This window comes from Pseudomonas sp. Irchel s3f19 (genome assembly GCF_900187555.1).
GTDB classification, from domain to species: Bacteria; Pseudomonadota; Gammaproteobacteria; order Pseudomonadales; family Pseudomonadaceae; genus Aquipseudomonas; species Aquipseudomonas capeferrum.
In genome coordinates this window covers 359,504-386,101 of record NZ_FYDW01000004.1, presented here as the reverse complement: position 1 = coordinate 386,101, position 26,598 = coordinate 359,504, and the positions used below count along the sequence as shown (strand labels likewise).

Genomic DNA, 26,598 nt, shown 5'->3' with positions numbered 1-26,598 from the left:
CCCCCGCTGAATGCCGGACAATCGCTGTGATTCCCGGCTATCGTCAGTTCATGAGTGACTACATTCTGGTTCTGGTCAGCGCCACGCTGGTCAATCATCTGTGCTTGGCGCAACAGCCGACTTCCCGGCTGCGCTTGCATGTGCTCGGGCTGGCCTGCGCCTTGGCCATCGTGCTGGGGCTGATTGGCGCCCACCTGCTGAGGTGGCTGGTGCTCGACCCTTGGCAACTCCACGAACTGAGCCTGTTCCTGTTGCTGCCCTGGCTGGCGCTTCTGGCCTTCGGCATCCCCTGGGCACTGGCAAGGCTGCGCCCTGCTTGGCCGGTGGCTGACCTGCCCACACTGCTGCTGTGCAACGCCAGCGTGCTGGGCCTAGCGCTGCAAGGGGCAGGTGACGGCAATGCCTGGTCGGCAACACTGACCAAAGGCCTGCTGGCAGGCGCAGGCTTGTGGCTTGCTCTGGTTCTTTTCGCCGACTTGCGCCAGCGCAGCGCCCAGGCCGACATCCCAGTCGCCCTGCGCGGCCTGCCCATAGAGCTGCTTGGCGCCGGAGTGATGGCCATGGCGTTTTCCGGCTTCAACGGACTCTTTGCGCAATGAAGCCCGACCCCCGCCTGCGCACGAGCATGGCCCTGGTGCTACTGGCCTGCCTCCCCGGTTTGCTGACACTACTGTGGCAACAGGGCTGGGGGCTGCTGTGCAACCTGCTGCTATGCGCCAGTGCAGCGCTGCTCTGTGAAACACTGATATTGAAGCTGCGTGGCGAGCCCGTCAGCCTGGCACTGACCGACGGCAGTGCACTGGTGACCGCCGTGCTACTGACGGCGGCGTTGCCCACCCTGGCCCCTTGGTGGCTGCCCATGATCGCCGCTGGCACGGCTATCGGCATCGGTAAACAGGCCTTTGGCGGGGTCGGCCGCAACCTGTTCAACCCGGCCATGCTGGGCTATGCCTTCGTGTTGCTGAGCTTTCCCTCACAGATGAACCATTGGCCAGGTCAGCCGGCTGGCTTGTTCGAGACCCTGCAGCAGGTATTTGGCGGCGCCGAGCACATCGATGCCTGGGCCCAGCCGACCCTACTCGATGGCCTGCGCCATAACCGCAGCCTGACCGTTGATGAATTGTTCGCCACCCACCCGGGCTTCGGCAATATCGGCGGGCGCGGCGCGGAATGGGCCAACCTGGCGTTTTTGCTGGGTGGGCTGTTTCTCTTGCAGCGCAAGGTGTTTAGCTGGCATGCGCCAGCAGGTTTGCTGGCGGGGTTGTCGCTGTTCAGCCTGCTGGCCTGGAACGGCTCAGGCTCGGACTCCAATGGCTCCCCCTTGCTGCACCTGTTTTCTGGCTCGACCATGCTCGCCGCTTTTTTCATCGCCACCGAGCCTGTCTCCGGCCCCAGGAGCGATTGGGCCAAGCTGGTGTTCGGCTTTGCTGTGGGCCTGTTAATCTACCTGATCCGCACCTGGGGCAGTTACCCCGACGGCACGGCGTTCGCCATTCTGCTGATGAACCTTGCGGTCCCCAGCCTTGAACGGCTTGCCTTGCGCCGCCAGCAGGCTGCCCGGTGAGCCCCCATATGCGCACGGCAGGGTTGCTGCTGGTGACTGCGGTACTGGCATTGTCGACCGCGCTGATCTGGCGCGAGTGGACCCTCCCCGCCGTCAGCCAAGCCGAAAAGCAGCTGCAGAGCCGTCAGAGGCTCGCCGTCCTGCCAGAGGGCAGTTACGACAACCTGCCGTTGGATACCCCACTGCCAAGGCCTGCCTCGCATCGCCCGCACAGTCGCATCGTGGCGGCCTACCGGGCTACGCTGGCGGGTAAGCCTGCGGCCATCGTCCTGGTGACCCAGGCCCAAGGCTATGCCGGGCCAGTGGTGCTAAGCATCGCCATCGCCCCTGATGGGCGACTGATCGGTAGCCAGGTGGTCGAACAGCAGGAAAGCCCCGGGCTCGGTGGTCGCCTTGCCGACCCGCAAGTGAACTGGCTGAAGCAATTTGCCAATCGCCGCCTGAGTGATCACTGGGCATTGAAGCGTGACCAGGGCGATTTCGACCAACTCGCAGGCGCAACAGTGACCTCGCGGGCAGTTATCGAGGCATTGCAAGATGCCCTGGTCTATTTCGATGAACATCGCCACGACCTCCTTGGGGACCCTGCCGATGAATAAGGGCTACTTGCTGGCCGCCAGCCTTGCCCCTCTTCTGGGAGCCACGCAAACGTTGCTCTTGGCCGCAGCCCTAGGTGCGTGCGCGGTGATGATGATCGGCCTGCATCAAGTAGTGCTGGTGCCGTTGCGCAACCGCCTGAAAGGCGCCGCACACATGCTGGCAAGCCTGCTGTTATTGGCGGCCCTGGCCAGTTGCCTGCAATTGGCCCTGTGGGCCTGGCTGCTGCCGGTAGCACTGCTGCTGGGCCCGTACCCTGCGCTACTGTGCCTGCCGTGCCTGGTAGCAGACTATCTGCTGCCACATGAAGGGCGTTGGCGCTCACTGTTGTTGAATCTGGCTGGCCTGCTGGCCGCCTGCCTGCTGCTCGGCGCCTGCCGCCAATGGCTGGCCGAAGGGCTGGGCCTGCACCTTGCCAGCCTCGCCCCTGGCGCGCTGCTACTGCTCGGACTGCTGTTGGCCTTGTACAATCACCTGCGTCCGGGCACCGCCCACCCACGTCGTCAAGGAAAGCGCTGATTCCATGAATGCCGCAAAACGCCTGGAGATCTTTCGCAGGCTGCACGAAGACAACCCCGCCCCGAAAACGGAACTGGCCTATACCACACCGTTCGAACTGCTCGTCGCCGTCACGCTTTCAGCGCAATCCACTGACGTAGGCGTGAACAAGGCCACCGCTCGCCTGTTCCCCGTGGCCAATACGCCGGAAGCGATCTACGCCCTGGGCGTCGAAGGGCTGAGCGCATACATCAAGACCATCGGGCTCTATAACAGCAAAGCCAAGAACGTGATCGAGGCCTGCCGACTGCTGATCGAGCGCCATGACAGCCAGGTGCCAGAAACCCGGGAAGCCCTTGAAGCGCTGCCTGGCGTTGGGCGCAAGACTGCCAACGTGGTACTCAACACGGCGTTCCGGCAGCCAACCATGGCGGTGGACACGCACATTTTCAGGGTCAGTAATCGCACCGGCATTGCACCCGGCAAAACGGTGCTTGAGGTCGAGAAGAAGCTGGTCAAGTTTGTACCCAAGGACTACCTGCTCGATGCCCACCACTGGCTCATCCTGCATGGGCGCTACGTATGCCAGGCACGCAAGCCCAGGTGCGGGAGCTGTCGGATCGAAGACCTCTGCGAATACAAGCAGAAGACGTCTGACGATTGAGCCGATAGCGAAAAACCACCCGGCACGATTGAAAAAATCTTTTTTACCAGCGTCAGCTTTCTGGTTATAAGGACGGCCAATGGCCCCTTGGCTTGGAGCGACTCATGAGTGCCGATAAAGACGACCTGTCAATCGAAGATGATTTTGTTGCCGTGGATGATGAAGCGGAGCCGCAGGTAGAAACTGCAAAGACCAACCTGAGCAAACGCCGCACGATCGACAACCTGCTGGAAGAGCGGCGCCTGCAGAAACAACTGGCCGATTTCGACTACGATCTGTAGCTTTTTTTGCAAAGCCTCCCTCAGGGAGGCTTTGCATGCTGGCGGTCAGTTAAGCCCGTGGCGCTGAGCCAGTTCGATCAGGTCTACCAACGACCTGGCGTTCAGCTTGAGCAGCAAGCGTGACTTGTAAGTGCTGACGGTCTTGTTGCTGAGGAACATGCTGTCGGCAATTTCCTTGTTGGATCGCCCGCGCGACAGCTGCTGTAAAACGGTCATTTCCCGGGCCGAGAGGCGGTTGACCATATCCGTCTCGCTGCCACCACTGCCCCTGCCCCGTGACGCATGCAAGGCCTGGTTGGGGAAGTAGCTGTAGCCTGACAGCACGGCCTTGATGGCGCTTAGCAGCTCGGTCAACTCCTGTTGTTTGCACACATACCCCGCCGCCCCCGCCTGCATGCAACGCATCGAGAAGTTACCAGGCACCTGCGAGGTCAGCACCAACACTTTGCTGCCTGGGCTGAAGGCTGCCATGCGGGCGATGACTTCAAGGCCATCGAGTTTTGGAATACCGATATCGAGCACCACGATATCCGGTAGGTGTTCACGCGTCAGTTGCAAGGCGGCCACGCCGTTATCGGTTTCCGCAACGACGTCGTACCCGTGCCGCTCCATCAGCATGCGCACGGCCAGGCGTATAACCGGATGATCATCCACGATAAGGACTTTATTCATGCGATATCCATTCATTATTGATTTTTGCTGTGGCACGCCACGATAACCGACAGAACGCTTCAGGGTGCAACGATTTGCCAGTGAAACTCATGAATAGAGAAAACTTACAACACTTGCAGAAATTTCCTACAAAAGCATGTGCAGAGCCAACAGTGAAACTTAATGATCCGCAATTAAAACCTATCATCGCCCCAATCGACATGACCAGCTGAAAACGAACCTTCGCGTGCAGATTATTCCACTTCACAGGCGCTGAAAAAACCAGGCTTAACAGGTATTCAAAGACAATTCTCAACCGGGAAACAATCCAATCTTTAGTTGAGCGCCCGCGTAGGGTAATGATGAACAAAACCGCAGGAGACAGCCCTCATGCCCGAAGCACAACCTGTCGCCCCGCTGACGATCATTGCCATCTTCGCGGGGATTATCGAAGCATCCGCCCTTGCGACACTGCCGTTCCTCAGCGAATCCAGCCAGAGCCTCTATACATGGTTCCTGGTGGGCTTTCCGTTTTTCCTTACAGCGCTGTTCTTTTTGACGTTAAACTTCAATTACAAGTCGTTTTATAATCCTGTATCAAGCAAAACAACCAGCGACAGCCCCACCGCGACGGTCACGGAAGTACCCGAGCCTATTACCGTTATCTTCTCCGGCCCAGATGCCCAGCCCATGCTGGAACAGCAAGTCCGCCTTGCCCTCGCGCAATCGCCTGAACCCGCGCACCGCTGGCGCTTCTGTAATCTCGAGAAAAACCAATGCGCAAGGCTGTCGGTCTGCACCCTCGAGCAAGATGCCGCCAATCTCAGGGGATGACGACCCGCTGGATGTCGACGCAAAAAAAAACCCCGGCCTGAGCCGGGGTTCGTGCGATGCGTGCCAGTACTCAGAGCAACGAACGGCCCTTGTTGGCGGCAATGCGCATACGCAGCGCATTGAGCTTGATGAAGCCGGCAGCGTCCGCCTGGTTGTAGGCGCCGCCATCTTCCTCGAAGGTCGCAATGTTGGCATCGAACAGCGAGTCGTCCGACTTGCGGCCAACCACGGTGACATTGCCTTTGTACAGCTTCAGGCGTACCACGCCATTCACGTTGACCTGCGACGCGTCGATCATCTGCTGCAGCATCACACGCTCCGGGCTCCACCAGTAACCGGTGTAGATCAGGCTGGCATACTTCGGCATCAGCTCATCTTTCAAGTGAGCGACTTCACGGTCCAGGGTGATCGACTCGATCGCACGGTGGGCGCGCAGCATGATGGTGCCGCCAGGGGTTTCGTAGCAGCCACGAGACTTCATGCCGACGTAACGGTTCTCGACGATGTCCAGACGGCCGATGCCGTTGGCACCACCGATGCGGTTCAGGTCGGCCAGAACGGTGGCCGGGGACTTCTCGACACCATCGATGGCGACGATGTCACCGTTGAGGTAAGTCAGCTCGATATAAGTAGCCTGGTCCGGGGCGTTCTCCGGAGAGACGCTCCAGCGCCACATGTCTTCCTCGTGCTCGGTCCAGGTATCTTCCAGGACACCGCCTTCGTAGGAGATGTGCAGCAGGTTGGCGTCCATCGAGTACGGCGACTTCTTCTTGCCGTGACGCTCGATCGGGATGCCATGCTTCTCGGCGTAGTCCATCAGCTTCTCGCGGGACAGCAGGTCCCACTCACGCCAAGGGGCGATGACCTTGACGCCCGGCTTGAGCGCATAGGCACCCAGCTCGAAACGAACCTGGTCATTGCCTTTACCGGTTGCACCATGGGAAATGGCGTCAGCACCGGTTTCGTTGGCGATTTCGATCAGGCGCTTGGCGATCAGCGGACGGGCGATGGAGGTACCCAGCAGGTACTCGCCTTCGTAGACGGTGTTGGCGCGGAACATCGGGAACACGAAGTCACGCACGAATTCTTCGCGCAGGTCGTCGATGTAGATCTCTTTCACACCCATTGCCTGTGCCTTGGCACGGGCCGGCTCGACCTCTTCGCCCTGACCCAGGTCAGCGGTGAAGGTCACCACTTCGCAGTTGTAGGTATCCTGCAGCCACTTGAGAATCACCGAAGTATCAAGGCCGCCGGAATACGCCAGTACGACCTTATTTACGTCCGCCATGCCATCACTCCACGGGGTTGTACGGAAAGGGGTCGATTCTAACGGCGTTATGGAAAAATTTACAGTGGGGCGACAGCTTCTGACGACAAAGCGACAGTAATTGTCGATGGCGCGACGTCTGTCGGGCGCTATGGGACGGCTGCGAGGGGGCGCGCCGCCCATCTCACTTTCAGGGCACTTTCGCACCCGGTGCGGGGGACGCCGGCGCGGCAATAGGCGGACTGGCAGCAGCAGGCAGCTGTACAGGTTTTTCCACCGGCTTCTCGACGGGTGTCTCAGCGACTGCAACCCGATCCAGTTCGATATTCACCCGTCGATTGCGCGCCCGGTTGGCAGCACTGTTGTTCTTCGCCAGCGGATACCGCTCGCCGTGGAAGCGCACGGTGATCTGCGCCTCCGGCACGCCATGGGCTTTGAAATAGTCCGCCACCGTCATCGCCCTGCGCCGGGATAAATCACGGTTGGTCAGGCGGTTGCCGCTGTTGTCGGAATGGCCGTTGAGCTCGATGTGATTAACCGTCGGGTCGGCCTTGATATAGTCAAGAACCACATCCAGCCGTGCCTTGGCCGAATCGTCAAGTTCGATGCCACCGCCAGGGAAACCCACCTGAGTCTGGCGAACCTGGTCATAGTTCATCGCCAGCAACTTGCTGGCACACACCTGGTAGTCGCCATAGGCCTTGGCGAAACTGACCGGCAACACCCGCACTTCCATGGCCCGGCCCGCTTCGCCGGTGTAGTTGCGTACCACCGTGCTGCGCCCATCGAGCAGACCATTGATCAGGCGGCTGGCCTGACCCTGGGACGAGCTGAACAGCACGCCCGTGCGCGCCATGCGCACGGTGCCCAGGTTGATGTCACCGCGCCCAGGCTGCCAGGGCGCCGCCGCCGCCAGCAGTGTGGCAGGCCCGGCCCCCAGCACATTGCTGTGCGAGCGCAGTTGGAACACCGGCTGCTCACCTGCCCGGCGCACGAATTCGCCACTGCCAAAACCGTCGATCGGCTGGATCAGACGGCACTCGAACTGGTCGCCCTCGACTTGCCAGGCAATGTTCTCCATGCGCGTCTGGAAAGTCAGTGCACCGGCCGGCAGGCTGGCGAACAGGGTGAACATGGCTAGGTAACGCTGGCGCACGGGCGGCTCCACAAATTCTGACGGCTTACCTGCAGGGTATCGGACGCCGTCCGAAAAACTTGATAGCCGTGCTCGGGCCAGGGTTTTCCGGTAGCATTGGGCCTTGAGTTCGACCCGCCTGGAATCCCCAATGTCCGATCGCCTGACCCTCCTGCGTCCCGACGACTGGCACATCCATCTGCGCGATGGTGCCGTCCTGCCCCATACCGTTGGTGATGTGGCGCGTACCTTCGCCCGTGCCATCATCATGCCCAACCTCGTACCGCCGGTGCGCAATGCCGTCGAAGCCGGTGCCTACCGTGAGCGCATCCTCAATGCGCGTCCGGCCGGCAGCCGCTTCGAACCGCTGATGGTGCTTTACCTCACCGACCGCACCAGCCCCGAGGACATCCGCGCGGCCAAGGCCAGCGGTATCGTGTATGCCGCCAAGCTGTACCCGGCCGGCGCCACGACAAACTCCGATTCAGGCGTGACCAGCATCGACAACATCTTCCCCGCCATCGAAGCGCTGGCCGAAGTCGGCATGCCACTGTTGGTGCACGGTGAAGTGACGCGTAGCGAGATCGATGTCTTCGATCGCGAAAAGCGCTTCATCGACGAACACATGCGTCGCGTGGTCGAACGCTTCCCGACGCTCAAGGTGGTGTTCGAGCACATCACCACCAGCGATGCCGCGCAGTTCGTCAGCGAAGCGCCGGCCAACGTCGGCGCGACCATTACCGCCCAGCACCTGTTGTACAACCGCAACCACATGCTGGTGGGCGGCATCCGCCCGCACTTCTACTGCCTGCCGATCCTCAAGCGCAACACCCACCAGGTGGCGCTGCTGGACGCGGCCACCAGTGGCAACCCGAAATTCTTCCTCGGCACTGACTCGGCCCCTCACGCCCGTCACGCCAAGGAAGCCGCCTGCGGTTGCGCCGGTTGCTACACCGCTTATGCGGCCATCGAGATGTACGCCGAAGCGTTCGAGCAGCGCAATGCGCTGGACAAGCTGGAAGGCTTTGCCAGCCTGCACGGCCCGGCATTCTATGGCCTGCCGGCGAACACCGACACCATCACCCTGGTCCGTGAAGAGTGGACCGCACCAGAAAGCCTGCCGTTCGGCGAGCAGACGGTGATACCGCTGCGCGCTGGCGAGAAGCTGCGCTGGCGCCTGCTGGAGGAAAACGCGTGAGCGAAGACCTCTACGAAGACGATCAGGACAGCCAGGCCGGGGGTGGCTCGCGCCACCCGATGGCAGAGCGCTTCCGTGGCTACTTGCCGGTGGTGGTGGATGTCGAGACCGGCGGCTTCAATAGTGCCACCGACGCCCTGCTGGAAATCGCCGCCGTCACCATCGGCATGGACGAGAAGGGCTTCCTGTTCCCCGAACACACCTACTTCCACCGGGTTGAGCCGTTCGAAGGGGCCAATATCGAGGCGGCCGCGCTGGAGTTCACCGGCATCAAGCTGGACCACCCGCTGCGCATGGCAGTGAGTGAAGAAAGCGCGTTGACCGATATCTTCCGAGGCGTGCGCAAGGCGCTCAAGGCCAACGGCTGCAAGCGGGCCATCCTGGTCGGCCACAACAGCAGCTTCGACTTGGGCTTCCTTAACGCTGCGGTCAACCGCAACGACCTCAAGCGCAACCCCTTCCACCCGTTTTCCAGCTTCGATACCGCCACCCTCGCCGGCCTGGCGTATGGCCAGACCGTGCTGGCGCGGGCCTGCCAGAGCGCCGACATCGACTTTGATGGGCGTGAAGCGCATTCGGCGCGTTACGACACCGAGAAGACGGCCGAGCTGTTCTGCGGCATCGTCAACCGCTGGAAAGAAATGGGCGGCTGGCGCGATTTCAACGACTAAGCAGCCACAAGCTTCAAGCAGCAAGAAAGGGCAGACAGCACACGCTCGGTTTTTCTTGAAGCTTGCAGCTTGCAGCTAGAAACTTGAAACAAAAAAAACCGGCCACGAAGGCCGGTTTTTTTATGCGCGCGGCAATTACAGCTTGCCAGCGTTCTCGCTCAGGTAAGCAGCAACGCCTTCTGGCGAAGCGTTCATGCCTTTGTCGCCTTTTTTCCAGTTGGCAGGGCAGACTTCGCCGTGCTCTTCGTGGAACTGCAGGGCATCGACCAGACGCAGCAGCTCGTCCATGTTACGGCCCAGTGGCAGGTCGTTGACGATCTGCGAACGGACCACACCGTTGGTGTCGATCAGGAAGGCGCCACGGAAGGCCACGCCGCCTTCGGACTCAACGTCGTAGGCCTTGCAGATTTCATGGGTGATGTCGGCAGCCAAGGTGTACTTGACCTGGCCGATACCGCCGTTGTTGACCGGGGTGTTACGCCAGGCGTTGTGGGTGAAGTGCGAGTCGATCGAAACGCCGATCACTTCCACGTTGCGGGCCTGGAAGTCAGGGATGCGGTTGTCCAGGGCAATCAGCTCGGACGGGCAGACGAAGGTGAAGTCCAGCGGGTAGAAGAACACCAGGCCGTACTTGCCCTTGATGGCCGAGGCCAGGTTGAAGCTGTCGACGATTTCGCCGTTGCCCAGCACAGCCGGAACGGTGAAATCGGGGGCTTGTTTACCAACGAGTACGCTCATTGTTATCTCCTGATGAGGGTGAAAAACCGTTTGCCGGGCCAGACGGGCTTGCCCGACATCCAACAAAGGCCGACCATCATACACGGCTTCTCATGACAGACCGAATCCAACCACCGGTCGCTCAAGCACGGCCCTCTCAGAAAGTCTTTTGACAAGCATTCTCATTACGATTAAGCTCCAACCCATCGACTCAACCAGCGATGGTCCGACTTTATGTATGTGTGTCTTTGTGTCGGCGTGACCGACGGACAGATCCGCGATGCGATCTTTGAAGGATGCTGCAGCTACAAGGAAGTTCGAGCCGCGACCAATGTCGCCAGCCAATGTGGCAAATGCGCCTGCCTTGCCAAGCAAGTGGTCCGCGAGACCCTGACCGAGCTTCAGGTCAGCCAGGCCGCCCTGCCCTATCCGGTAGAATTTACCGCTGCCTGAAACCACTCATTTTGAAGAACCGGACCTTGTGTCCGGTTTTTTTATGCCCGAAATTCAATAACTTAGCACTCCAACGCGCTTCACAAACATTCTTATTCCTATTCATTTTCACTTATTATTCAATAACTTAGGTTTGACAGCCCTAAGTATCGGGCTCAAACTTCCCTGTATTGGCACACTTCTACAGGGCAGGAACCCGTCATGAAAGGCGACGTAAGCGTCATCCAGCATCTCAACAAGATCCTCGGAAACGAGCTGGTCGCGATCAACCAGTACTTCCTGCACGCACGCATGTACGAAGATTGGGGCCTGAACAAACTCGGCAAGCACGAGTACAAAGAATCCATCGATGAGATGAAGCACGCTGACAAACTGATCAAGCGTATTCTCTTCCTCGAAGGCATCCCCAACGTGCAGGACCTGGGCAAGCTGCTGATCGGCGAGCACACCAAAGAAATGCTCGAGTGCGACCTGAAGATCGAGCAGAAAGGCCTGATCGACCTGAAAGCCGCCATCGCTCACTGCGAAACCGTCGGCGACTTCGGCTCGCGTGAAATGCTCGAAGACATCCTCGAGTCCGAGGAAGAGCACATCGACTGGCTGGAAACCCAGCTGAGCCTGATCGACAAGATCAGCATCGAGAACTACCTGCAATCGCAGATGGGCGAAGAGTAAAATCGCCGCCCATAAAAAAACCCGCCATGAGCGGGTTTTTTTATGTCTGCGCGAAGATCAGGCTTCAGCAGCCTTTGCCTTGGCAGCAGCGTCCTTGATCAGGGCCTGCAGCTCACCCTTCTCGAACATTTCGAGCATGATGTCGCTACCGCCGACCAGCTCGCCCGCTACCCACAGCTGCGGGAAGGTTGGCCAGTTGGCGTACTTGGGCAGGTTGGCACGGATTTCCGGGTTCTGCAGGATGTCGACGTAGGCGAACTTCTCGCCACAACCCATCACAGCTTGCGATGCCTTGGCCGAGAACCCGCACTGCGGGGCATTCGGCGAGCCTTTCATGTAAAGCAGAATGGTGTTGTTGGCAATCTGCTCTTTGATCGTTTCGATGATATCCATGGAACACCTCGTCTGAACTTTCCGACTCGATGGTCGGCACGGTGACGCATTGTATCGGAAAGCCGAGCGCTGTGCGCGGCCTTGCCATTGCTCAGGCGGCCTCCACGTGCACAGGCACGCCATTGAGGGCGGCATTGCCCGACACCTGATCGCGCAAGCGCTCATCGGTCAGGTCGTTGGCACTGACCCCGGGCTGCCCGTGGGCTATCCGCAATTGCACGCCCTGGCGCCCATGGCCATAGCCGTGCGGCAGGCTGACCACGCCTGGCATCATGTCCGTGCACGCCTGCACCTCGACTTCGAGGGTGCCGGTACGTGAGCGTATGCGCACGCGCTGGCCATCGTGCAACTGCCGCTGCTGCAAATCCTCAGGGTGCATCAACAGCTGATGACGCGGCTTGCCTTTGACCAGCCGGTGGAAGTTGTGCATCCACGAGTTGTTGCTGCGCACGTGGCGGCGGCCGATCAGCAACAGCGCGCCAGCAGCCATCGGCGCCTGCCGCGCAAGCCTGGCCAAGTCATCCAGCAACACCTGCGGTGCCGCCTCGATGGCCTGGCTGGCAGTGTTCAGGCGGGCCTGCAGATTGGCGCCTAGCGGGCCCAGGTCGAGCCCGTGGGGGTGCCGATCGAGTGCTTCCAGCGAGAGCTTCCAGGCCGAGCCTTCGCCGTAGCGCCCTTTGCGCAAGGCCCAATCGATCATCTGCGCCGGCGCCAGGGTTGGCTTGAGTTCAAGGGCGGCCCGTTCGGCCAAGGCCTTGGCCAGGCCGACAAAGATCTCCCAGTCATGCAGCGCGCCTTCGGGCTTGGCCAGGATCGCGCGGTTGAAACGGGTCACATTGCGCACCGCCAGCAGGTTGAAGGTGCTGTCGTAGTGATCGTTCTCAAGTGCCGACGTGGACGGCAGGATCAGGTCGGCATGGCGCGTGCTTTCATTGATGTACAGGTCGATGCTGAGCATGAACTCGAGCCCCGCCAGCGCCCCGTCCAGTTGCCGACCGTTGGGCGTGGACAGCACAGGGTTGCCCGCCACCGTCACCAAGGCCCGCACCTGCCCGTCCCCGGGCGTGAGGATTTCTTCGGCCAAGGCGGCGACCGGCAGCTCGCCAGCGTACTCCGGCAGCCCCGAAACCCGGCTTTGCCAGGCATTGAAGTGCCCGCCCGAGGTACTCGCCACCAGATCCACCGCAGGCTCGGTACACAAGGCGCCACCCACCCGATCCAGGTTGCCGGTTACCAGGTTGATCAATTGCACCAGCCAATGGCACAGGGTGCCGAAGGCCTGGGTCGAGACGCCCATGCGGCCATAGCAGACCGCCTTGTCGGCTGCCGCAAAATCACGCGCCAGCTGACGGATATCGGCGGCAGCGATGCCGCACAACGGGCTCATGGCGTCGGCGGTGAACAGGGCGAGTGCACTGCGCACCTGATCCAGGCCATTGATCGGCAAGTGTGATCCACGGGTCAGGCCTTCGTCGAACAAGGTATTGAGCAGGCCACTGAGCAATGCAGCATCGCCGCCGGGAAGAATGAACAGGTGCCGGTCGGCCATGGCCGCTGTTTCGCTGCGCCGTGGGTCCACCACCACCAACTGCCCGCCCCGCATACGCAGCGCCTTCAGGCGCTTTTCCACATCAGGCACGGTCATGATGCTGCCATTGGACGCCAGCGGGTTGCCTCCCAGAATCAGCATGAAGTCGGTGTGGTCGATGTCCGGTATCGGCAACAACAGACCGTGGCCGTACATCAGGTGGCTGGTCAGGTGCTGGGGCAACTGGTCCACCGAGGTGGCTGAAAACCGATTGCGGGTCTTCAACAAACCGAGGAAATAGTTGCTGTGGGTCATCAGCCCATAGTTGTGCACGCTCGGGTTGCCTTGATACACCGCCACCGCGTTGCGACCATGCGCCTGCTGGATGCTCCAGAGCTTGTCGGCCGCCAGGGCGAAAGCCTCGTCCCAGCTGACCGCCTGCCAGCGCTCGCCAATCCGACGGTGGGGCTGACGCAGGCGGTCGGGATCGTTCTGGATATCTTGCAGGGCCACTGCCTTGGGGCAGATGTGGCCGCGGCTGAACGGGTCGTCCGGGTCGCCTTTGATCGAGGTGATCCGCGCCTGCCCGTCGTCCTCATGGCTGACTTCGATGTTCAGCCCGCAGATCGCTTCGCACAGGTGACAGGCACGGTGATGCAGGGTCTTGGTCATGGCCGCCTCTGCCTGATGATGGGTCTGATGGCGACTATGCGCCCAGCCGAACGCCCTCGCCAGCGCGCTTCGTGCCATGAATTGCCCGACATCAGGCAAACGATTCGCGACACGCATTTGCCAAATCGCGGGCAAGCCGTGTACAACCTCTGTAGCAAATAAAAAACAGCGCACGCTCAATGGGTAACGACACCCCTTGCAACAGAGCCGCTGTTTCCCCTCTTGGTTTCAGGCGACATTTAATTATAGTATTGCGCCTTTCCCTATTTCGTCCGCCCCGTGCGGCTTACGCCGCAGGTCACTCCCGTTGTCAAAAAAAACCATACGGTCGACCTGCATACCGTTGCAGATAAGGTAGTCAATCATGAGCGCTAGGCACTTTCTCTCCCTGCTGGACTTCACCACCGACGAATTGCTCGGGGTGATCCGCCGCGGCATCGAGCTGAAGGACCTGCGCAAGCGAAGCGTGCTGTTCGAGCCCCTCAAAAGCCGTGTGCTGGGGATGATCTTCGAAAAGTCATCGACCCGTACCCGCGTGTCGTTCGAGGCCGGCATGATCCAGCTGGGCGGCCAGGCCATCTTCCTGTCGCCTCGCGATACCCAGCTGGGCCGTGGCGAACCGATCGGTGACAGCGCTATCGTCCTGTCGAGCATGCTCGACGTGGTGATGATCCGTACCCACGCCCACAGCACCCTCACCGAGTTCGCGGCGAAGTCGAGCGTGCCGGTGATCAATGCCCTGTCCGACGAGTCGCACCCGTGCCAGCTGCTGGCCGACATGCAGACGTTCCTCGAACACCGCGGCTCGATCCAAGGCAAGACCGTGGCGTGGATCGGTGATGGCTTCAACATGTGCAACTCCTATATCGAAGCCGCCCGTCAGTTCGATTTCCAGCTGCGCATCGCCTGCCCGGAAGGTTACGAGCCGGATCCACGCTTCATGGCATTAGGCGGTGATCGCGTGCAAATCATCCGCGACCCCAAGGAAGCCGTGCGTGGCGCGCACCTGGTGACCACCGATGTCTGGACTTCCATGGGCCAGGAGGAGGAAACTGCACGGCGCCTGGCGCACTTCGCGCCTTACCAGGTCACCCGCGAACTGCTCGACCTGGCGGCACCCGACGCCCTGTTCATGCACTGCCTGCCAGCCCACCGTGGCGAGGAAATCAGCCATGACCTGCTCGACGACCCTCGTTCGGTCGCCTGGGACCAGGCTGAAAACCGCCTGCATGCACAGAAGGCCCTTCTCGAATTCCTTGTAGAACCGGCTTACCACCACGCATGAGTCAACCCCTACTGCTCAACCTGCGCAACCTCGCCTGCGGCTATGGCGACCAGCGCATCGTCCAGAACCTCAACCTGCACCTGAACGCAGGCGACATTGGTTGCCTGCTGGGTTCATCCGGTTGCGGCAAGACCACCACCCTGCGCGCCATCGCCGGTTTCGAACCTATCCATGAAGGCGAGATCCAGCTGGCGGGCGAGGTCATCTCCCGGCCAGGCTTCACCCTGGCCCCAGAAAAGCGCCGCATCGGCATGGTGTTCCAGGACTACGCCCTGTTCCCGCACCTGACCGTGGCCCAGAACATCGCCTTCGGCATTGCCAAGCACCCGCGCCAGGCGCAGGTCGTCGAAGAGATGCTCGAGCTGGTCAAGCTCGGTGGGCTGGGCGGCCGCTATCCGCATGAGCTGTCCGGTGGGCAACAGCAACGGGTCGCGCTGGCCCGCGCGCTGGCCCCGGAGCCTCAGTTGCTGCTGCTCGACGAGCCGTTCTCCAACCTCGACGTGGAACTGCGCCGGCGCTTGAGCCATGAAGTGCGCGACATCCTCAAGAGCCGTGGCACCAGCGCCATTCTGGTGACCCATGACCAGGAAGAGGCGTTTGCCGTCAGCGATCACGTGGGTGTGTTCAAGGAAGGTCGCCTGGAGCAGTGGGACACCCCTTACAACCTCTACCACGAGCCGCAGACGCCGTTCGTGGCCAGCTTCATTGGTCAGGGCTATTTCATCCGTGGCCAGATGAGCAGCCATGAGGCGGTCAATACCGAACTCGGTGAGCTGCGCGGCAACCGTGCGTACATCATGGCGCCGGGGAGTTCGGTAGATGTGCTGCTGCGCCCTGACGACATCGTGCATGCGCCAGACAGCCCGCTGCGGGCGAGCATCGTAGGCAAGAGCTTCCTGGGTGCGTCGACGCTGTATCGACTGCAACTGGTTACCGGTAGCCAGCTGGAGGCGATCTTCCCCAGCCATGTCGATCATCAGGTCGGTGAGGAAGTCGGGATTGCCGTGGCCGCCGATCACCTGGTGCTGTTCCCGGTGCCGGGCAGTGTCGCGGCGCAGTTGCCGCGGCAGGAGAACGGCGTTCGTCGGTACAGTTCGGCGACCTGATTCACGATTGCCGGGGCTGCTGCGCAGCGGCCCCAGCCATTTCAGCCCCGGCCGATACCGGCAAACGTGCCCTGAGTATGTTCAGCCAGCACCGCAGCCGCCAACTCCACCTCCAGCCCGCGCCGCCCGGCGCTGACATGGATAGTTGCAAAGTGTTGCGCCGACTCGTCGATAAAAGTGCGCAGGCGCTTCTTCTGGCCCAACGGGCTGATACCGCCCACCAAGTATCCCGTGGCGCGCTGAGCCTCCGCCGCGTCGGCCATCTCGCACTTCTTCACACCGGCCGCATGGGCCAGTGCCTTGAGGTCCAGGGTGCCCACCACCGGTACCACGGCCACCAGTAATTCGCCTTTCTCACTGCTCGCCAACAAGGTCTTGAACACCTGCTGCGGCTCTAGCCCGAGCTTTTCCGCTGCCTCCAACCCATACGACGCCGACTTCGGATCGTGCTCATAACTGTGCACGCGATGTTCAGCGCGGGCTTTTTTCAACACGTCTAGGGCGGGGGTCATGCGCAGCTCCGGTCAAGTACAAGTCGGCGGCTACTTTAGGACATATCCCACATCACAGCCAATACACAGCTTACGCGCCTCTCTAGCGTGCGGTTTCGCGCGCCCTAACAACGTCCAGATCGTGACTGACCGTTCACTTTCGACCTTTGACATAAGCGTTTCTTGTCTATATTTTTTCGTTTCTGAATAAATGGTGCACTTTTAAGGTGCATTTCCAACTTCTGCCTGGGGTCAATGGGGATCGACACCGGGCTTTGCTGTCGAGCGCCACGCGCCTCACAACAAAAAAAACGAGGTCATACATGACGACTGCTCTACGCGAACCCACTCTGTCCAGCCAGTGCCTGGCCGAGTTCCTCGGCACTGCGCTGCTGATCTTCTTCGGCACCGGCTGCGTGGCCGCGCTCAAAGTCGCGGGTGCCAGCTTCGGCCTGTGGGAAATCAGCATCATCTGGGGCGTCGGCGTCAGCATGGCTATCTACTTCACTGCGGGCGTTTCAGGTGCGCACCTGAACCCGGCCGTGAGCATCGCCCTCACCCTGTTCGCCGGTTTCGACAAGCGCAAGCTGCCGTTCTACATGCTCGCCCAGGTCTGTGGCGCCTTCTGCGGCGCAGCGCTGGTCTACACCTTGTACAGCAATCTGTTCTTCGATTTCGAACAAGCCCATGCCATATTGCGAGGCAGTACCGAAAGCCTCGAACTGGCCTCGGTGTTCTCTACCTACCCGCACCCCTCACTTTCGACCGGCCAGGCATTTCTGGTGGAAGTCGTCATCACGGCCATCCTCATGGCCGTGATCATGGCCCTGACCGACGACAACAATGGCCTGCCACGTGGCGCCGTCGCGCCGCTGCTGATCGGCCTGCTGATTGCCGTGATCGGCAGCGCCATGGGGCCGCTGACCGGCTTCGCGATGAACCCAGCCCGCGATTTCGGACCAAAACTGATGACCTTCCTGGCCGGTTGGGGCGAAATCGCCTTCACTGGCGGACGAGATATTCCCTATTTCCTGGTTCCGGTGTTCGCACCGATCCTCGGCGCATGCCTGGGCGCCGCCGCGTATCGCGGCCTGATCGCCCGCAACCTGCCGGTGGCGCCCACCGCGAACCCTGAGACAAACGACAATCGCCAGGGCGATACTCAAGTCAACTGATGCGGCCTCACGCCCAAGCCCTGACTTCCTCATTTTGCAAGGCCAACGACCATGACAGACACCCTGGATAAGCACTACATCATCGCCCTGGACCAGGGCACCACCAGCTCGCGTGCGATCATTTTCGACCGCGACGCCAATGTGGTCGGCACCTCCCAGCGCGAATTCGTCCAGCACTACCCGCAGGCTGGCTGGGTCGAACACGACCCGATGGAGATCTTCGCCACCCAGAGCGCCACCATGGTCGAAGCCCTGGCTCAGGCCGGCATAAGCCACGCCCAGGTCGCTGCACTCGGCATCACCAACCAGCGCGAAACCACGGTGGTGTGGGACAAGGAAACCGGCCGCCCGGTTTACAACGCCATTGTCTGGCAGTGCCGCCGCAGCACCGAAATCTGCGCGCAGCTCAAGCGTGATGGCCACGAAGACTACATCCGCGAGACCACGGGCCTGGTCACCGACCCCTACTTCTCCGGCACCAAACTGAAGTGGATCCTCGACAATGTCGAAGGTGCCCGTGAACGCGCCGAACGCGGCGAACTGCTGTTCGGCACCATCGATACCTGGCTGATCTGGAAGTTCTCGGGCGGCAAGGTGCATGTCACCGACTACACCAACGCCTCCCGTACGCTGATGTTCAACATCCACAGCCTGGAATGGGACGACAAGCTGCTGGAAATTCTTGGCATTCCACGCCAGATGCTGCCCCAGGTACGCCCCTCTTCCGAAGTCTACGGCCACACCAAGAGCGGCATCGCCATCGCCGGTATCGCCGGCGACCAGCAGTCCGCGCTGTTCGGCCAGATGTGCGTTGAGCCCGGTCAGGCCAAGAACACCTACGGCACCGGCTGCTTCCTGCTGATGAACACCGGCGACAAGGCCGTCACGTCGTCCCACGGCTTGCTCACCACCATCGCCTGCGGCCCCCGCGGCGAAGTGGCCTACGCACTGGAAGGCGCCGTGTTCAACGGTGGCTCCACCGTGCAGTGGCTGCGCGACGAACTGAAGATCGTCAACGATGCCCTCGACACCGAGTACTTCGCCAGCAAGGTCAAGGACAGCAACGGTGTGTACCTGGTGCCCGCCTTCACCGGCCTGGGCGCCCCCTACTGGGACCCCTATGCCCGTGGTGCCCTGTTCGGCCTGACGCGTGGGGTGAAGGTCGACCATATCATCCGTGCTGCATTGGAATCGATCGCCTACCAGACCCGTGACGTGCTTGACGCCATGCAACAGGATTGCGGCCAACGCCTGTCCGAACTGCGCGTCGACGGCGGCGCGGTAGCCAACAACTTCCTTATGCAGTTCCAGTCCGACATCCTCGGCACCTGTGTGGAGCGCCCGAAAATGCGTGAAACCACAGCCCTTGGCGCCGCCTACCTGGCGGGCCTTGCCTGTGGCTTCTGGAGCAGCCTGGACGAGTTGCGCGACAAAGCGATCATCGAGCGCGAGTTCAGCCCACAACTGGATGAGACGCAAAAAGAGAAGCTGTACGCCGGGTGGAAGAAGGCGGTCGATCGTACCCGCGACTGGGAAGACCACGCGGTTTGAATCGGCGTTGAAGCGTGCGGCGTCATCGCGGGCTTGCCTGCGATGACGCCGACACCAACGTCCGCTGGCCGTCATCCCCTTCCTACGGCATCATTGCAGAATTTGTCCGGCTGCCCAAAAGGACCGCCCATGAATCTGCCCCCCCGCCAACAACAAATCCTCGAGCTGGTACGCGAACGCGGCTACGTCAGCATCGAAGAAATGGCACAGCTGTTCGTCGTCACCCCGCAAACCATCCGGCGCGACATCAACCAGCTCGCCGAGCTCAACCTGCTGCGCCGCTACCACGGTGGCGCCGCCTACGATTCGAGCATCGAAAACACCGCCTACGCCATGCGTGCCGACCAGATGCGCGATGAAAAGCAGCGTATCGCCGATGCCGTTGCCCAGCAGATTCCCGACCATGCCTCGCTGTTCATCAACATCGGTACCACCACCGAATCGATTGCCCGTGCGTTGCTGAACCATAGCCACCTGAAGGTGATTACCAACAACCTGCACGTGGCCTCGATTCTGGCTGCCAAGGACGATTTCGAAGTGTTGGTGGCCGGTGGCACGGTGCGGCGTGATGGTGGGGTGGTGGGCCAGGCCAGTGTCGATTTCATCAGCCAGTTCAAGGTCGACTTCGCCCTGGTCGGGATCAGCGGCATCGATGAGGATGGCAGCCTGCTCGACTTCGACTACCAGGAAGTTCGGGTTTCCCAGGCAATCATTGCCAATGCCCGGCAGGTTATTCTGGCTGCCGACTCCAGCAAGTTCGGGCGCAATGCCATGGTTCGCCTGGGGTCGATCAACCTGGTCGATTGCCTGGTGACCGACCAGACGCCTACGGCGGCCCTGAACCAGTTGCTCAATCAGTACAAGATTCGCCTTGAGGTGGTTTGAGCCCTGAGACTTCGAAGGCCTGGCTGGGAATAGAGTGAGGGCTGAAAGTCACCTGCCTTGAGTTTTGCAGAGGCGTCAAAATCGAGCGCCGCCCGCGCGGCGCTTCGCGGCACAAGGCCGCTCCCACATTTGTTTTCGGCCAATTATTCCTGAGGTATTGGCGCGACCCCTTTGGAGCCCGCCTCGATATCGCGTCGTACAAACAAGCGGGCGCGCGCAAATGCCACAGACCTCACTGGCCCGAAACAAATGTGGGAGCGGCCTTGCGCCGCGAAGCGCCGCGCGGGCGGCGCTCGATCTCACAGGCGCCAAAGATGTTGTGACAAGCACTTGCAACCCCACACCCTTCCAGAACACCCCGCCAACACCCCCGCGATTTTCGAATTTGTTCATTTCCTTCTCATTCAATCAGTTTTTTCTATAACCCACGACTGGATACTGCCTTTCCATTGCGCTAATATTTTCGGAAACGAACATCAATGTTCATATTCGATGTGAACAGCCCCAGGAGGCCTTGCCCGTGTCCCAGCCCGTTTCGTCCCAGCCCCCCCTCGCCGACTGCTATGACCTCGCCGTGATCGGCGGTGGCATCAATGGCGTGGGCATCGCTGCCGACGCCGCCGGGCGTGGCCTCAAGGTCTTCCTCTGCGAAAAGGACGACCTGGCCCAGCACACCTCCTCCGCCAGCAGCAAGCTGATCCATGGCGGCCTTCGTTACCTGGAGCACTACGAGTTCCGGCTGGTCCGCGAAGCACTGGCCGAGCGTGAAGTGCTGCTGGCCAAGGCACCGCATATCGTCAAGCCCATGCGCTTCGTGTTGCCACACCGCCCGCACTTGCGCCCGGCCTGGATGATCCGTGCCGGCCTGTTCCTCTACGATCACCTGGGCAAGCGCAAGCGCCTGGGCGCCTCGCGCAGCCTGCGCTTCGGCCCGGGCTACCCGCTCAAACCGGCGATCACCCGTGGCTTCGAATACGCCGACTGCGCCGTTGACGACGCACGCCTGGTGGTGCTCAACGCCATGGCCGCACGCGAAAACGGTGCACACATCCATACCCGTACCCGTTGCCTGCGCGCCGAACGCGTCGACGGCCTGTGGCACGTGGAGTTGCAGCAAGCCGATGGCAGCGTGCACAGCATTCGCGCCCGGGCATTGGTCAACGCCGCCGGCCCTTGGGTCGCCAGCTTCATCAAGGATGACCTCAAGCTCGATGCGCCGTACGGCATTCGCCTGATCCAGGGCAGCCACCTGATCGTGCCGCGCCTGTACGAAGGGGATCACGCCTACATCCTGCAGAACGAAGACCAACGTATCGTCTTCTGCATCCCCTATCTGGACCGTTTCACCTTGATCGGCACCACCGACCGCGAGTACAGCGGCGACCCGGCCAAGGTGGCGATCACCGAGCAGGAAACCGACTATCTGCTGAAGGTGGTCAACGCGCACTTCAATCATCAACTGAGCCGCAGCGATATCCTGCACACCTACTCCGGCGTGCGCCCGCTGTGCAACGACGAATCGGATAACCCGTCCGCCGTCACCCGTGATTACACCCTCGCGCTTTCCGCCGCTCAAGGCGAGGCGCCTTTGCTGTCGGTGTTTGGCGGCAAACTGACCACGTACCGCAAGCTGGCCGAGTCGGCCATGGCAGAACTCAAGCCGTTTTTCAGCCAGATGAGCCAGAGCTGGACAGCCCACTCTGCCCTGCCCGGTGGTGAAGGCATGAGCACGCCTCAGGCCCTGGTCGACGACCTGCTCACGCAGCACCAATGGCTCGCGCCGGATATCGCCAAGCGCTGGGCAGTGACCTACGGCAGCCGCACCTGGCAGTTGCTGGAAGGTGTGAACGGCCCGGACGATCTGGGCCAGGCGATTGGTGGTGGCCTGTTCACCCGGGAAGTCGATTACCTGCGCGAAACCGAATGGGCTGTCAGCACTCAGGATATCCTCTGGCGCAGAACCAAACTGGGCCTGTTCACCAGCGACAGCGAACAGCGCGCACTGGCTGATTACCTTGCTCAGGGCGACGCACGCAGCAACGCCGCCTGAACCCTGCGCGGCGACCGCCTGACGGTCGCCCGCACTCAGAACTCCCGACCGTACGCCTCCTTTGCCAACTGCAGGTAAAGGGCACGCTCTTCGCCATTTAGCGTTTCCATCAATGCCGCAGCGCGCTCAAGGTACTGCTGCTCGCCCGAGTCGCCAGCCTGAAGCTCATAAGCCTCCAGCTGTTCATGAAACGGTGCGGCCAAGGCTTCGAAGCGCTCAGGGTAGCGATTGCGCACATAGCCTTGCCAGAACTCTCGTTGCGCCAGTGACTGGCTCAGCACGTCGGTATTTTCACCGGCCAGCACACTAGCACCCGCACGCATGATCCGCGTACGGGTCACACCGCTGTGCTCAAGGTAATTCATATGCCGCGGTTGGGCCGGTAGATCGAGCCTGTCAGCCAGGTGAACCCGGTAGGCAAGGTAAACTTCGATGTCATCCACCGCGGCAAAAGGGTCCTGGCGCATTTCCTGGATATGCCGAGCGGCAATACTGTCCACTTCGTCCAGGCGATAAAGCGAGCGCCCGAGCCTCAGCAAGGTCGCCTCGGCCCGCGCGCCCCCCTCACCGGCCGCGTGCAAGGCAATATGGGTTCTGACTTCCAGTTGGCTGAGGATCAGTAACAGCCGGTCCTCACAGGTCCTGCGTCCTTGCGTCTGCCAGAACACCGCTTCACGCACGTCAGTGTTGTCCGCGCAAAGCTCGAGTATCCGCCACACCCTGGCGCGGTAGTAGCGCGGGTGATCGAGGAAGTCATCAGAACTTGCGAAATCTGCCAGAAAACGAAACAGATCTACCGACTGTGTCTCCTGAAACAAACTCGTCCAGATCTGCGTGCGCTGGGTGCGTACGGCTTCGTCGGTACCCTCCATCCATCGATCCAGCAGCGTACTGTCGGCGATGGCGTGTTGATAAGAGCTACGCCGGTGGAGGGTCGCAACCGTGTGACTGTGGGCAATCAGCTCCTCGCCCGCTTCGTCCAGAGGGTTGTCATGCAGTGCCAACCGTTGCAGTCGATCGCTCAAGCTGCGCAACTGCCCGTTCAACTGACGAATCTGATTCTCGCGAACATCCACCAACCCCCTCCAAGGCATCTGGCCGTCATCTGGCAATTCTTGCAGCCCGGTTCCGCGCAGCGACACTTCGCGCAAGTTACGCAACCCTGAAAGGTCTGGCGCCTGGCCCAAGGGGTTATAGTTCAGATCAAGTTGCTGGAGCATCGCAAGGCTTGCCAGCCTTTGACTGCCCGCCCCATCGACGGTAATCCAGTTACCCGACAGTCGCAGCGTACGCAGCTCGGTTAAACGTTCCAGGCCAAGTGGCAAGGTGCTCAACTGATTGTCCCGCAGGTCCAGTTCGCGCAGGTGGGTGAACCTGCCCAGGAAATCCTCATCGACCTGCTCAAGGCTCATGTTGCGTAACGTCAAGCGTCGCACATGGCCAAACTCGATGCCTGCCGGCAAGGCCGGCAAGCTGCCCACCTGTTCGCCATCGATATGCAGGACAAAGTCATCACCGGCAAGGCCGACCGTCTTGCGCCGCCAGGCACGACGAATCTGGTTGGCCACGCGTCGCCGCCTGAGCCCATCCATGAAGCTCACCCGCTGCCGCTGCCAGGCGTCAAGTGCACCGCGCAGGCTTTCCAGCCGCTGCTGAAGGCTGCTGAGATGGTCCCAAAGGCCGACCCTGCGTTGCATCAGGTCGAGCAGGTAAGCGTCCAATTGAGCATCGGTCAGGGTAGGGAAAATTTCATGTAAGCCGCGCCGGATCGCCTGACGGCTGCTCTCGCCGCCGCCACTCAGTGCATAGCCAATTCGGCCGTCTGCTATGCGCTGCGGCGGTCGATAGCGTTCAGCGATAGGCGGCAAGCCCATCATTTTTGCGGTTTTTTCGCGATCGACGCTGGCTTGTCGGGAGAGCCTTTGGCCGAGTTCAGGGGCCATCAACTCGGGGCCGCCAAGCGCCACTTTCTGATCGTCCTCCAGGGTGTGCAGCAAACACGGCAACAAGCCCGTAGCTGACCCTGCTGGGGTGGCATCACTCAAGTAATAACCCTGCTCGGTCTGGATGATGCGTCTGACTTGCAACGCGTCGTTAGCGCCCTTCGACGCCAGCAAGCGACCGCCCGCTTCCCCAAGGCGCAGTTCAATGCGCACCGACGGCGGCCAAGGCGCCAGTTCATTGATCAGCTCCAAGGCCAAGCGCTGGGTATCGAAATTGATCTCACCTTCATGCTCGAACCCCATCAGTGCGCGGTCCAGCCGACTTTCCCGCAAGAACCAGCGTGCACGCTCGGCCATTGCCAATGGCACACGACCACTGGCCAGCAGCGCCTTGATTTGCTCACCGTTTGCCAGCTCGAGAATTTCTTCGGCGCAACGCACGGACAAGCCCGGAAATACCCTCATCAGTATTGCGCCAGCAGCAGAGGGTACAGCCTGGCGAATAGCCAGTTCGCGCTCGAAAGCGGCGCCACGCAGGTGCGGCTCAAGGACATGGCACTCGTGGCGTGCATGGGCATCAAGCAGCCGTGCTGGGGCTGGCGCCTCTTGCAGGTGCAGATGGCGCAACTGATTGTGTCCGAGCCCGGTTACCCGAAGCAGCGTTTCGGCAGTCTGGTCAGAGGCTTGCGCGAAGTCCCCGCCAAATCTGCGCATCAGCGGGCCACCGCCATCGAGGTGATGGGGCGAGAGCGGCCGGTCCGCCAACCTGCAGCGGCCCTCGCCTTCGTGCAGGGGCGTGAGCGCATCGACAAACGGCACCCGTTCCAGCACCCGGCCCACACCCACTACCCCGACGCCCACCGCGGCACCGACAGCAAGGTTCTCTGCCACGCCAAACAGGTGATCCAGTGCCCCTTGGCGGTCCCCTATCCGCCAATCGGCATAGCTTTTGTAGACTTCGCTGACCACGTCCACCGCAGCCACGGCAAACATCACCTCCCCCAATACCGGAATGAACAGCGCAGCCAGGTTGAGCACATCGAGCCCCGCACTCTTGAGCGCTTCCAGCCGCTGATGGCGCTCGATGGCGGTTTCGTCTGCGGTGGGCACTGCCAGGATTCTTGCATCATCAAGCATCTTGTCGACCTGCAAGCCACGCAGATAGGCGAACAAGGGCGTATCGATGGCGAAATTGCGCCCATCCAGAACAGCTGGCGCTTGCACGCTGCTGGCTTCGATCAGGCGCTCCAGGGTGGCCGTGAAGCTGGGCCGGTCGCGTTCACTGATGAAGCGTCTGAAAAAGGATCGGTAATGAGGCGCACGCAACCGTTTGGCCAATGACTGGTACAAGGTCTCCCAGGAGGCGTGCCTGGTCACCGGCCGATACGGATCCCGCGGTATCCAACTGATGATCCCCACCAGCGGCCCCTCAGCACGCTCGCGTAGCTCCAGGGTGACAAGACCATGGATACGCTTGCCCAGCAGATATAACTGGCGGGGCGTGACAACACCCGGGGTCGCCGGCACGATGGGGTTGCTTGCGAACACCGGCAACAAGCGCAAGTAGTCGACTTCGTCCAGCTCGGACTTGATCCTTGCAATACGCACTGCAACGTCCAGCTGGGCACGCAGGTTTTCTTCGAACATGCGCTCTACAGCGACACGGGCAAAACCCTCGGGTGCCGGGGGCCTGCTTGTGGGAAAAAGTTGCGAGCGGAGCATGTTCTGATACTGGCCGCCAATGTCCAGTTCCCTGCAACAGCGGGCAAACGCTTCGAACTTCAGCGAAAGCTTCTCCCCACGGCCGTCCTGCAGGTAGGCACGTCGATGGAGTGACGGCAAGGTCTCGTCCTCGTGAAAATTATGCAACGCAGCCGTCAGCAACGGTTGCACGCTGTGGAGTGTCCTCCACGGTGTATGCAGGCGTGGTGCTGCGCTGGGCAGAGGCACATCGTCCTCGATGTAGACCTGCATGCTTCGCACATCGACATCGTCCAGGCCCTTGGCGCGCAATGCCTTTTCGAGCAGGGGCGTGGCAAAAGCCTCCAGGCTGGGAATGCCTGCCAACCTGTTTTTGACATTTTCCGCAGCGGCCTGCTGCTGGCGCAGCGCCCTGTGCAAGGTCAGAAGAAGATCGACATTGGCAGTTCTCAGCCAATCGGCAAGCTGGCGGGCAATGAAGGCATCGACGGAATCGGAGGGGATCGGAATGACGGACACGGCATGCGCTCCTGATGATGAGGCAGCCAGCTCAACATTTGCGTTTCATGCCGGTGTGTTACTTAAAGCTGATGCCCCCGTTCGGATTGCCGAA

25 protein-coding genes are annotated in these 26,598 nt (G+C 61.0%); 17 read left to right on the top strand and 8 right to left on the bottom strand.

Annotated elements, in window-relative coordinates; all coding sequences use genetic code 11:
* Positions 1–50 precede the first annotated feature (50 nt).
* The 6 genes from CKW22_RS13670 (at position 51) to CKW22_RS27535 (ending at position 3,604) form a co-directional block, all read left to right on the top strand.
* On the top strand, positions 51–599 hold the full coding sequence (locus CKW22_RS13670) for an Rnf-Nqr domain containing protein (RefSeq protein ID WP_033702989.1): 549 nt from the start codon (positions 51–53) through the stop codon (positions 597–599).
* Positions 596–1,564, top strand: coding sequence for an RnfABCDGE type electron transport complex subunit D (locus CKW22_RS13665; RefSeq protein WP_033702658.1), 969 nt, complete (start codon positions 596–598; stop codon positions 1,562–1,564). Before CKW22_RS13670 ends, CKW22_RS13665 begins: the two co-directional genes overlap by 4 nt.
* An 8-nt stretch (positions 1,565–1,572) precedes the next feature.
* A complete protein-coding gene (locus CKW22_RS13660; RefSeq protein ID WP_033702659.1) occupies positions 1,573–2,163 on the top strand; it encodes an RnfABCDGE type electron transport complex subunit G in 591 nt (196 codons plus the stop codon).
* Entirely contained in the window at positions 2,156–2,680 is a 525-nt protein-coding gene (locus tag CKW22_RS13655) for an Rnf-Nqr domain containing protein (protein ID WP_033702660.1), read from the top strand. Before CKW22_RS13660 ends, CKW22_RS13655 begins: the two co-directional genes overlap by 8 nt.
* Before the next feature lie 4 nt (positions 2,681–2,684).
* The gene (gene nth, locus CKW22_RS13650; protein WP_095064235.1) at positions 2,685–3,323 is read left to right on the top strand and encodes an endonuclease III; all 639 of its coding nucleotides are present in this window, start codon (positions 2,685–2,687) and stop codon (positions 3,321–3,323) included.
* Between the two features lie 104 nt (positions 3,324–3,427).
* Complete coding sequence (locus tag CKW22_RS27535; protein WP_033702662.1) at positions 3,428–3,604, top strand: PA3496 family putative envelope integrity protein; 177 nt, start codon at positions 3,428–3,430, stop codon at positions 3,602–3,604.
* Between the two features lie 45 nt (positions 3,605–3,649).
* Here CKW22_RS27535 and CKW22_RS13640 read toward each other — a convergent pair whose 3' ends face one another.
* On the bottom strand, positions 3,650–4,276 hold the full coding sequence (locus CKW22_RS13640; protein WP_033702663.1) for a response regulator transcription factor: 627 nt from the start codon (positions 4,274–4,276) through the stop codon (positions 3,650–3,652).
* A gap of 369 nt (positions 4,277–4,645) precedes the next feature.
* On the opposite strand from CKW22_RS13640, the gene CKW22_RS13635 reads away from it, so the two are divergent.
* Complete coding sequence (locus CKW22_RS13635; protein WP_033702664.1) at positions 4,646–5,089, top strand: hypothetical protein; 444 nt, start codon at positions 4,646–4,648, stop codon at positions 5,087–5,089.
* 70 nt (positions 5,090–5,159) lie between these two features.
* On the opposite strand, the gene CKW22_RS13630 is transcribed toward CKW22_RS13635, so the two are convergent.
* Both CKW22_RS13630 and CKW22_RS13625 read right to left on the bottom strand, forming a co-directional pair.
* Positions 5,160–6,377, bottom strand: coding sequence for an argininosuccinate synthase (locus tag CKW22_RS13630; RefSeq protein ID WP_033702665.1), 1,218 nt, complete (start codon positions 6,375–6,377; stop codon positions 5,160–5,162).
* A gap of 169 nt (positions 6,378–6,546) precedes the next feature.
* Positions 6,547–7,512, bottom strand: coding sequence for an OmpA family protein (locus tag CKW22_RS13625; RefSeq protein ID WP_033702666.1), 966 nt, complete (start codon positions 7,510–7,512; stop codon positions 6,547–6,549).
* 130 nt (positions 7,513–7,642) lie between these two features.
* On the opposite strand from CKW22_RS13625, the gene pyrC reads away from it, so the two are divergent.
* Together pyrC and rnt are read left to right on the top strand one after the other, a co-directional pair.
* The gene (gene pyrC / locus CKW22_RS13620; RefSeq protein WP_033702667.1) at positions 7,643–8,689 is read left to right on the top strand and encodes a dihydroorotase; all 1,047 of its coding nucleotides are present in this window, start codon (positions 7,643–7,645) and stop codon (positions 8,687–8,689) included.
* 59 nt (positions 8,690–8,748) lie between these two features.
* The gene (rnt, locus tag CKW22_RS13615) at positions 8,749–9,360 is read left to right on the top strand and encodes a ribonuclease T (RefSeq protein ID WP_371097688.1); all 612 of its coding nucleotides are present in this window, start codon (positions 8,749–8,751) and stop codon (positions 9,358–9,360) included.
* A 135-nt stretch (positions 9,361–9,495) separates the two neighbouring features.
* On the opposite strand, the gene CKW22_RS13610 is transcribed toward rnt, so the two are convergent.
* On the bottom strand, positions 9,496–10,098 hold the full coding sequence (locus tag CKW22_RS13610; protein WP_033702669.1) for a peroxiredoxin: 603 nt from the start codon (positions 10,096–10,098) through the stop codon (positions 9,496–9,498).
* Positions 10,099–10,311: 213 nt separating this feature from the next.
* On the opposite strand from CKW22_RS13610, the gene CKW22_RS13600 reads away from it, so the two are divergent.
* Both CKW22_RS13600 and bfr read left to right on the top strand, forming a co-directional pair.
* A complete protein-coding gene (locus CKW22_RS13600) occupies positions 10,312–10,530 on the top strand; it encodes a bacterioferritin-associated ferredoxin (protein ID WP_095064234.1) in 219 nt (72 codons plus the stop codon).
* Between the two features lie 201 nt (positions 10,531–10,731).
* The gene (bfr, locus tag CKW22_RS13595) at positions 10,732–11,205 is read left to right on the top strand and encodes a bacterioferritin (RefSeq protein WP_027594191.1); all 474 of its coding nucleotides are present in this window, start codon (positions 10,732–10,734) and stop codon (positions 11,203–11,205) included.
* 57 nt (positions 11,206–11,262) lie between these two features.
* Here bfr and grxD read toward each other — a convergent pair whose 3' ends face one another.
* Together grxD and CKW22_RS13585 are read right to left on the bottom strand one after the other, a co-directional pair.
* Positions 11,263–11,598, bottom strand: coding sequence for a Grx4 family monothiol glutaredoxin (gene grxD, locus CKW22_RS13590; RefSeq protein ID WP_033702671.1), 336 nt, complete (start codon positions 11,596–11,598; stop codon positions 11,263–11,265).
* A 91-nt stretch (positions 11,599–11,689) separates the two neighbouring features.
* The gene (locus CKW22_RS13585; protein ID WP_047583667.1) at positions 11,690–13,798 is read right to left on the bottom strand and encodes a molybdopterin oxidoreductase family protein; all 2,109 of its coding nucleotides are present in this window, start codon (positions 13,796–13,798) and stop codon (positions 11,690–11,692) included.
* Positions 13,799–14,162: 364 nt separating this feature from the next.
* On the opposite strand from CKW22_RS13585, the gene argF reads away from it, so the two are divergent.
* Both argF and CKW22_RS13575 read left to right on the top strand, forming a co-directional pair.
* Complete coding sequence (argF, locus tag CKW22_RS13580; RefSeq protein ID WP_033702673.1) at positions 14,163–15,083, top strand: ornithine carbamoyltransferase; 921 nt, start codon at positions 14,163–14,165, stop codon at positions 15,081–15,083.
* The gene (locus CKW22_RS13575; protein ID WP_033702674.1) at positions 15,080–16,189 is read left to right on the top strand and encodes an ABC transporter ATP-binding protein; all 1,110 of its coding nucleotides are present in this window, start codon (positions 15,080–15,082) and stop codon (positions 16,187–16,189) included. The genes argF and CKW22_RS13575 overlap by 4 nt, the downstream gene beginning before the upstream one ends.
* 41 nt (positions 16,190–16,230) lie before the next feature.
* On the opposite strand, the gene ybaK is transcribed toward CKW22_RS13575, so the two are convergent.
* Entirely contained in the window at positions 16,231–16,701 is a 471-nt protein-coding gene (gene ybaK / locus CKW22_RS13570; RefSeq protein WP_095064233.1) for a Cys-tRNA(Pro) deacylase, read from the bottom strand.
* Between the two features lie 302 nt (positions 16,702–17,003).
* On the opposite strand from ybaK, the gene CKW22_RS13565 reads away from it, so the two are divergent.
* The 4 genes from CKW22_RS13565 (at position 17,004) to glpD (ending at position 22,341) form a co-directional block, all read left to right on the top strand.
* Complete coding sequence (locus CKW22_RS13565) at positions 17,004–17,855, top strand: MIP/aquaporin family protein (RefSeq protein WP_095064232.1); 852 nt, start codon at positions 17,004–17,006, stop codon at positions 17,853–17,855.
* A 51-nt stretch (positions 17,856–17,906) separates the two neighbouring features.
* Entirely contained in the window at positions 17,907–19,406 is a 1,500-nt protein-coding gene (glpK, locus tag CKW22_RS13560; RefSeq protein WP_095064231.1) for a glycerol kinase GlpK, read from the top strand.
* Positions 19,407–19,535: 129 nt separating this feature from the next.
* The gene (glpR, locus tag CKW22_RS13555) at positions 19,536–20,291 is read left to right on the top strand and encodes a DNA-binding transcriptional repressor GlpR (protein ID WP_033702678.1); all 756 of its coding nucleotides are present in this window, start codon (positions 19,536–19,538) and stop codon (positions 20,289–20,291) included.
* Positions 20,292–20,811: 520 nt separating this feature from the next.
* Positions 20,812–22,341 (top strand): glycerol-3-phosphate dehydrogenase, encoded by a 1,530-nt coding sequence (gene glpD / locus CKW22_RS13550; RefSeq protein ID WP_047583643.1) that lies wholly within the window; start codon positions 20,812–20,814, stop codon positions 22,339–22,341.
* A gap of 35 nt (positions 22,342–22,376) precedes the next feature.
* Here the strand turns inward: glpD and CKW22_RS13545 are convergent, their stop codons facing one another.
* Positions 22,377–26,504 carry an NEL-type E3 ubiquitin ligase domain-containing protein gene (locus tag CKW22_RS13545; protein WP_095064230.1) on the bottom strand — a complete coding sequence of 1,376 codons (4,128 nt, stop codon included), beginning with the start codon at positions 26,502–26,504 and terminating at the stop codon, positions 22,377–22,379.
* Positions 26,505–26,598: the final 94 nt, after the last annotated feature.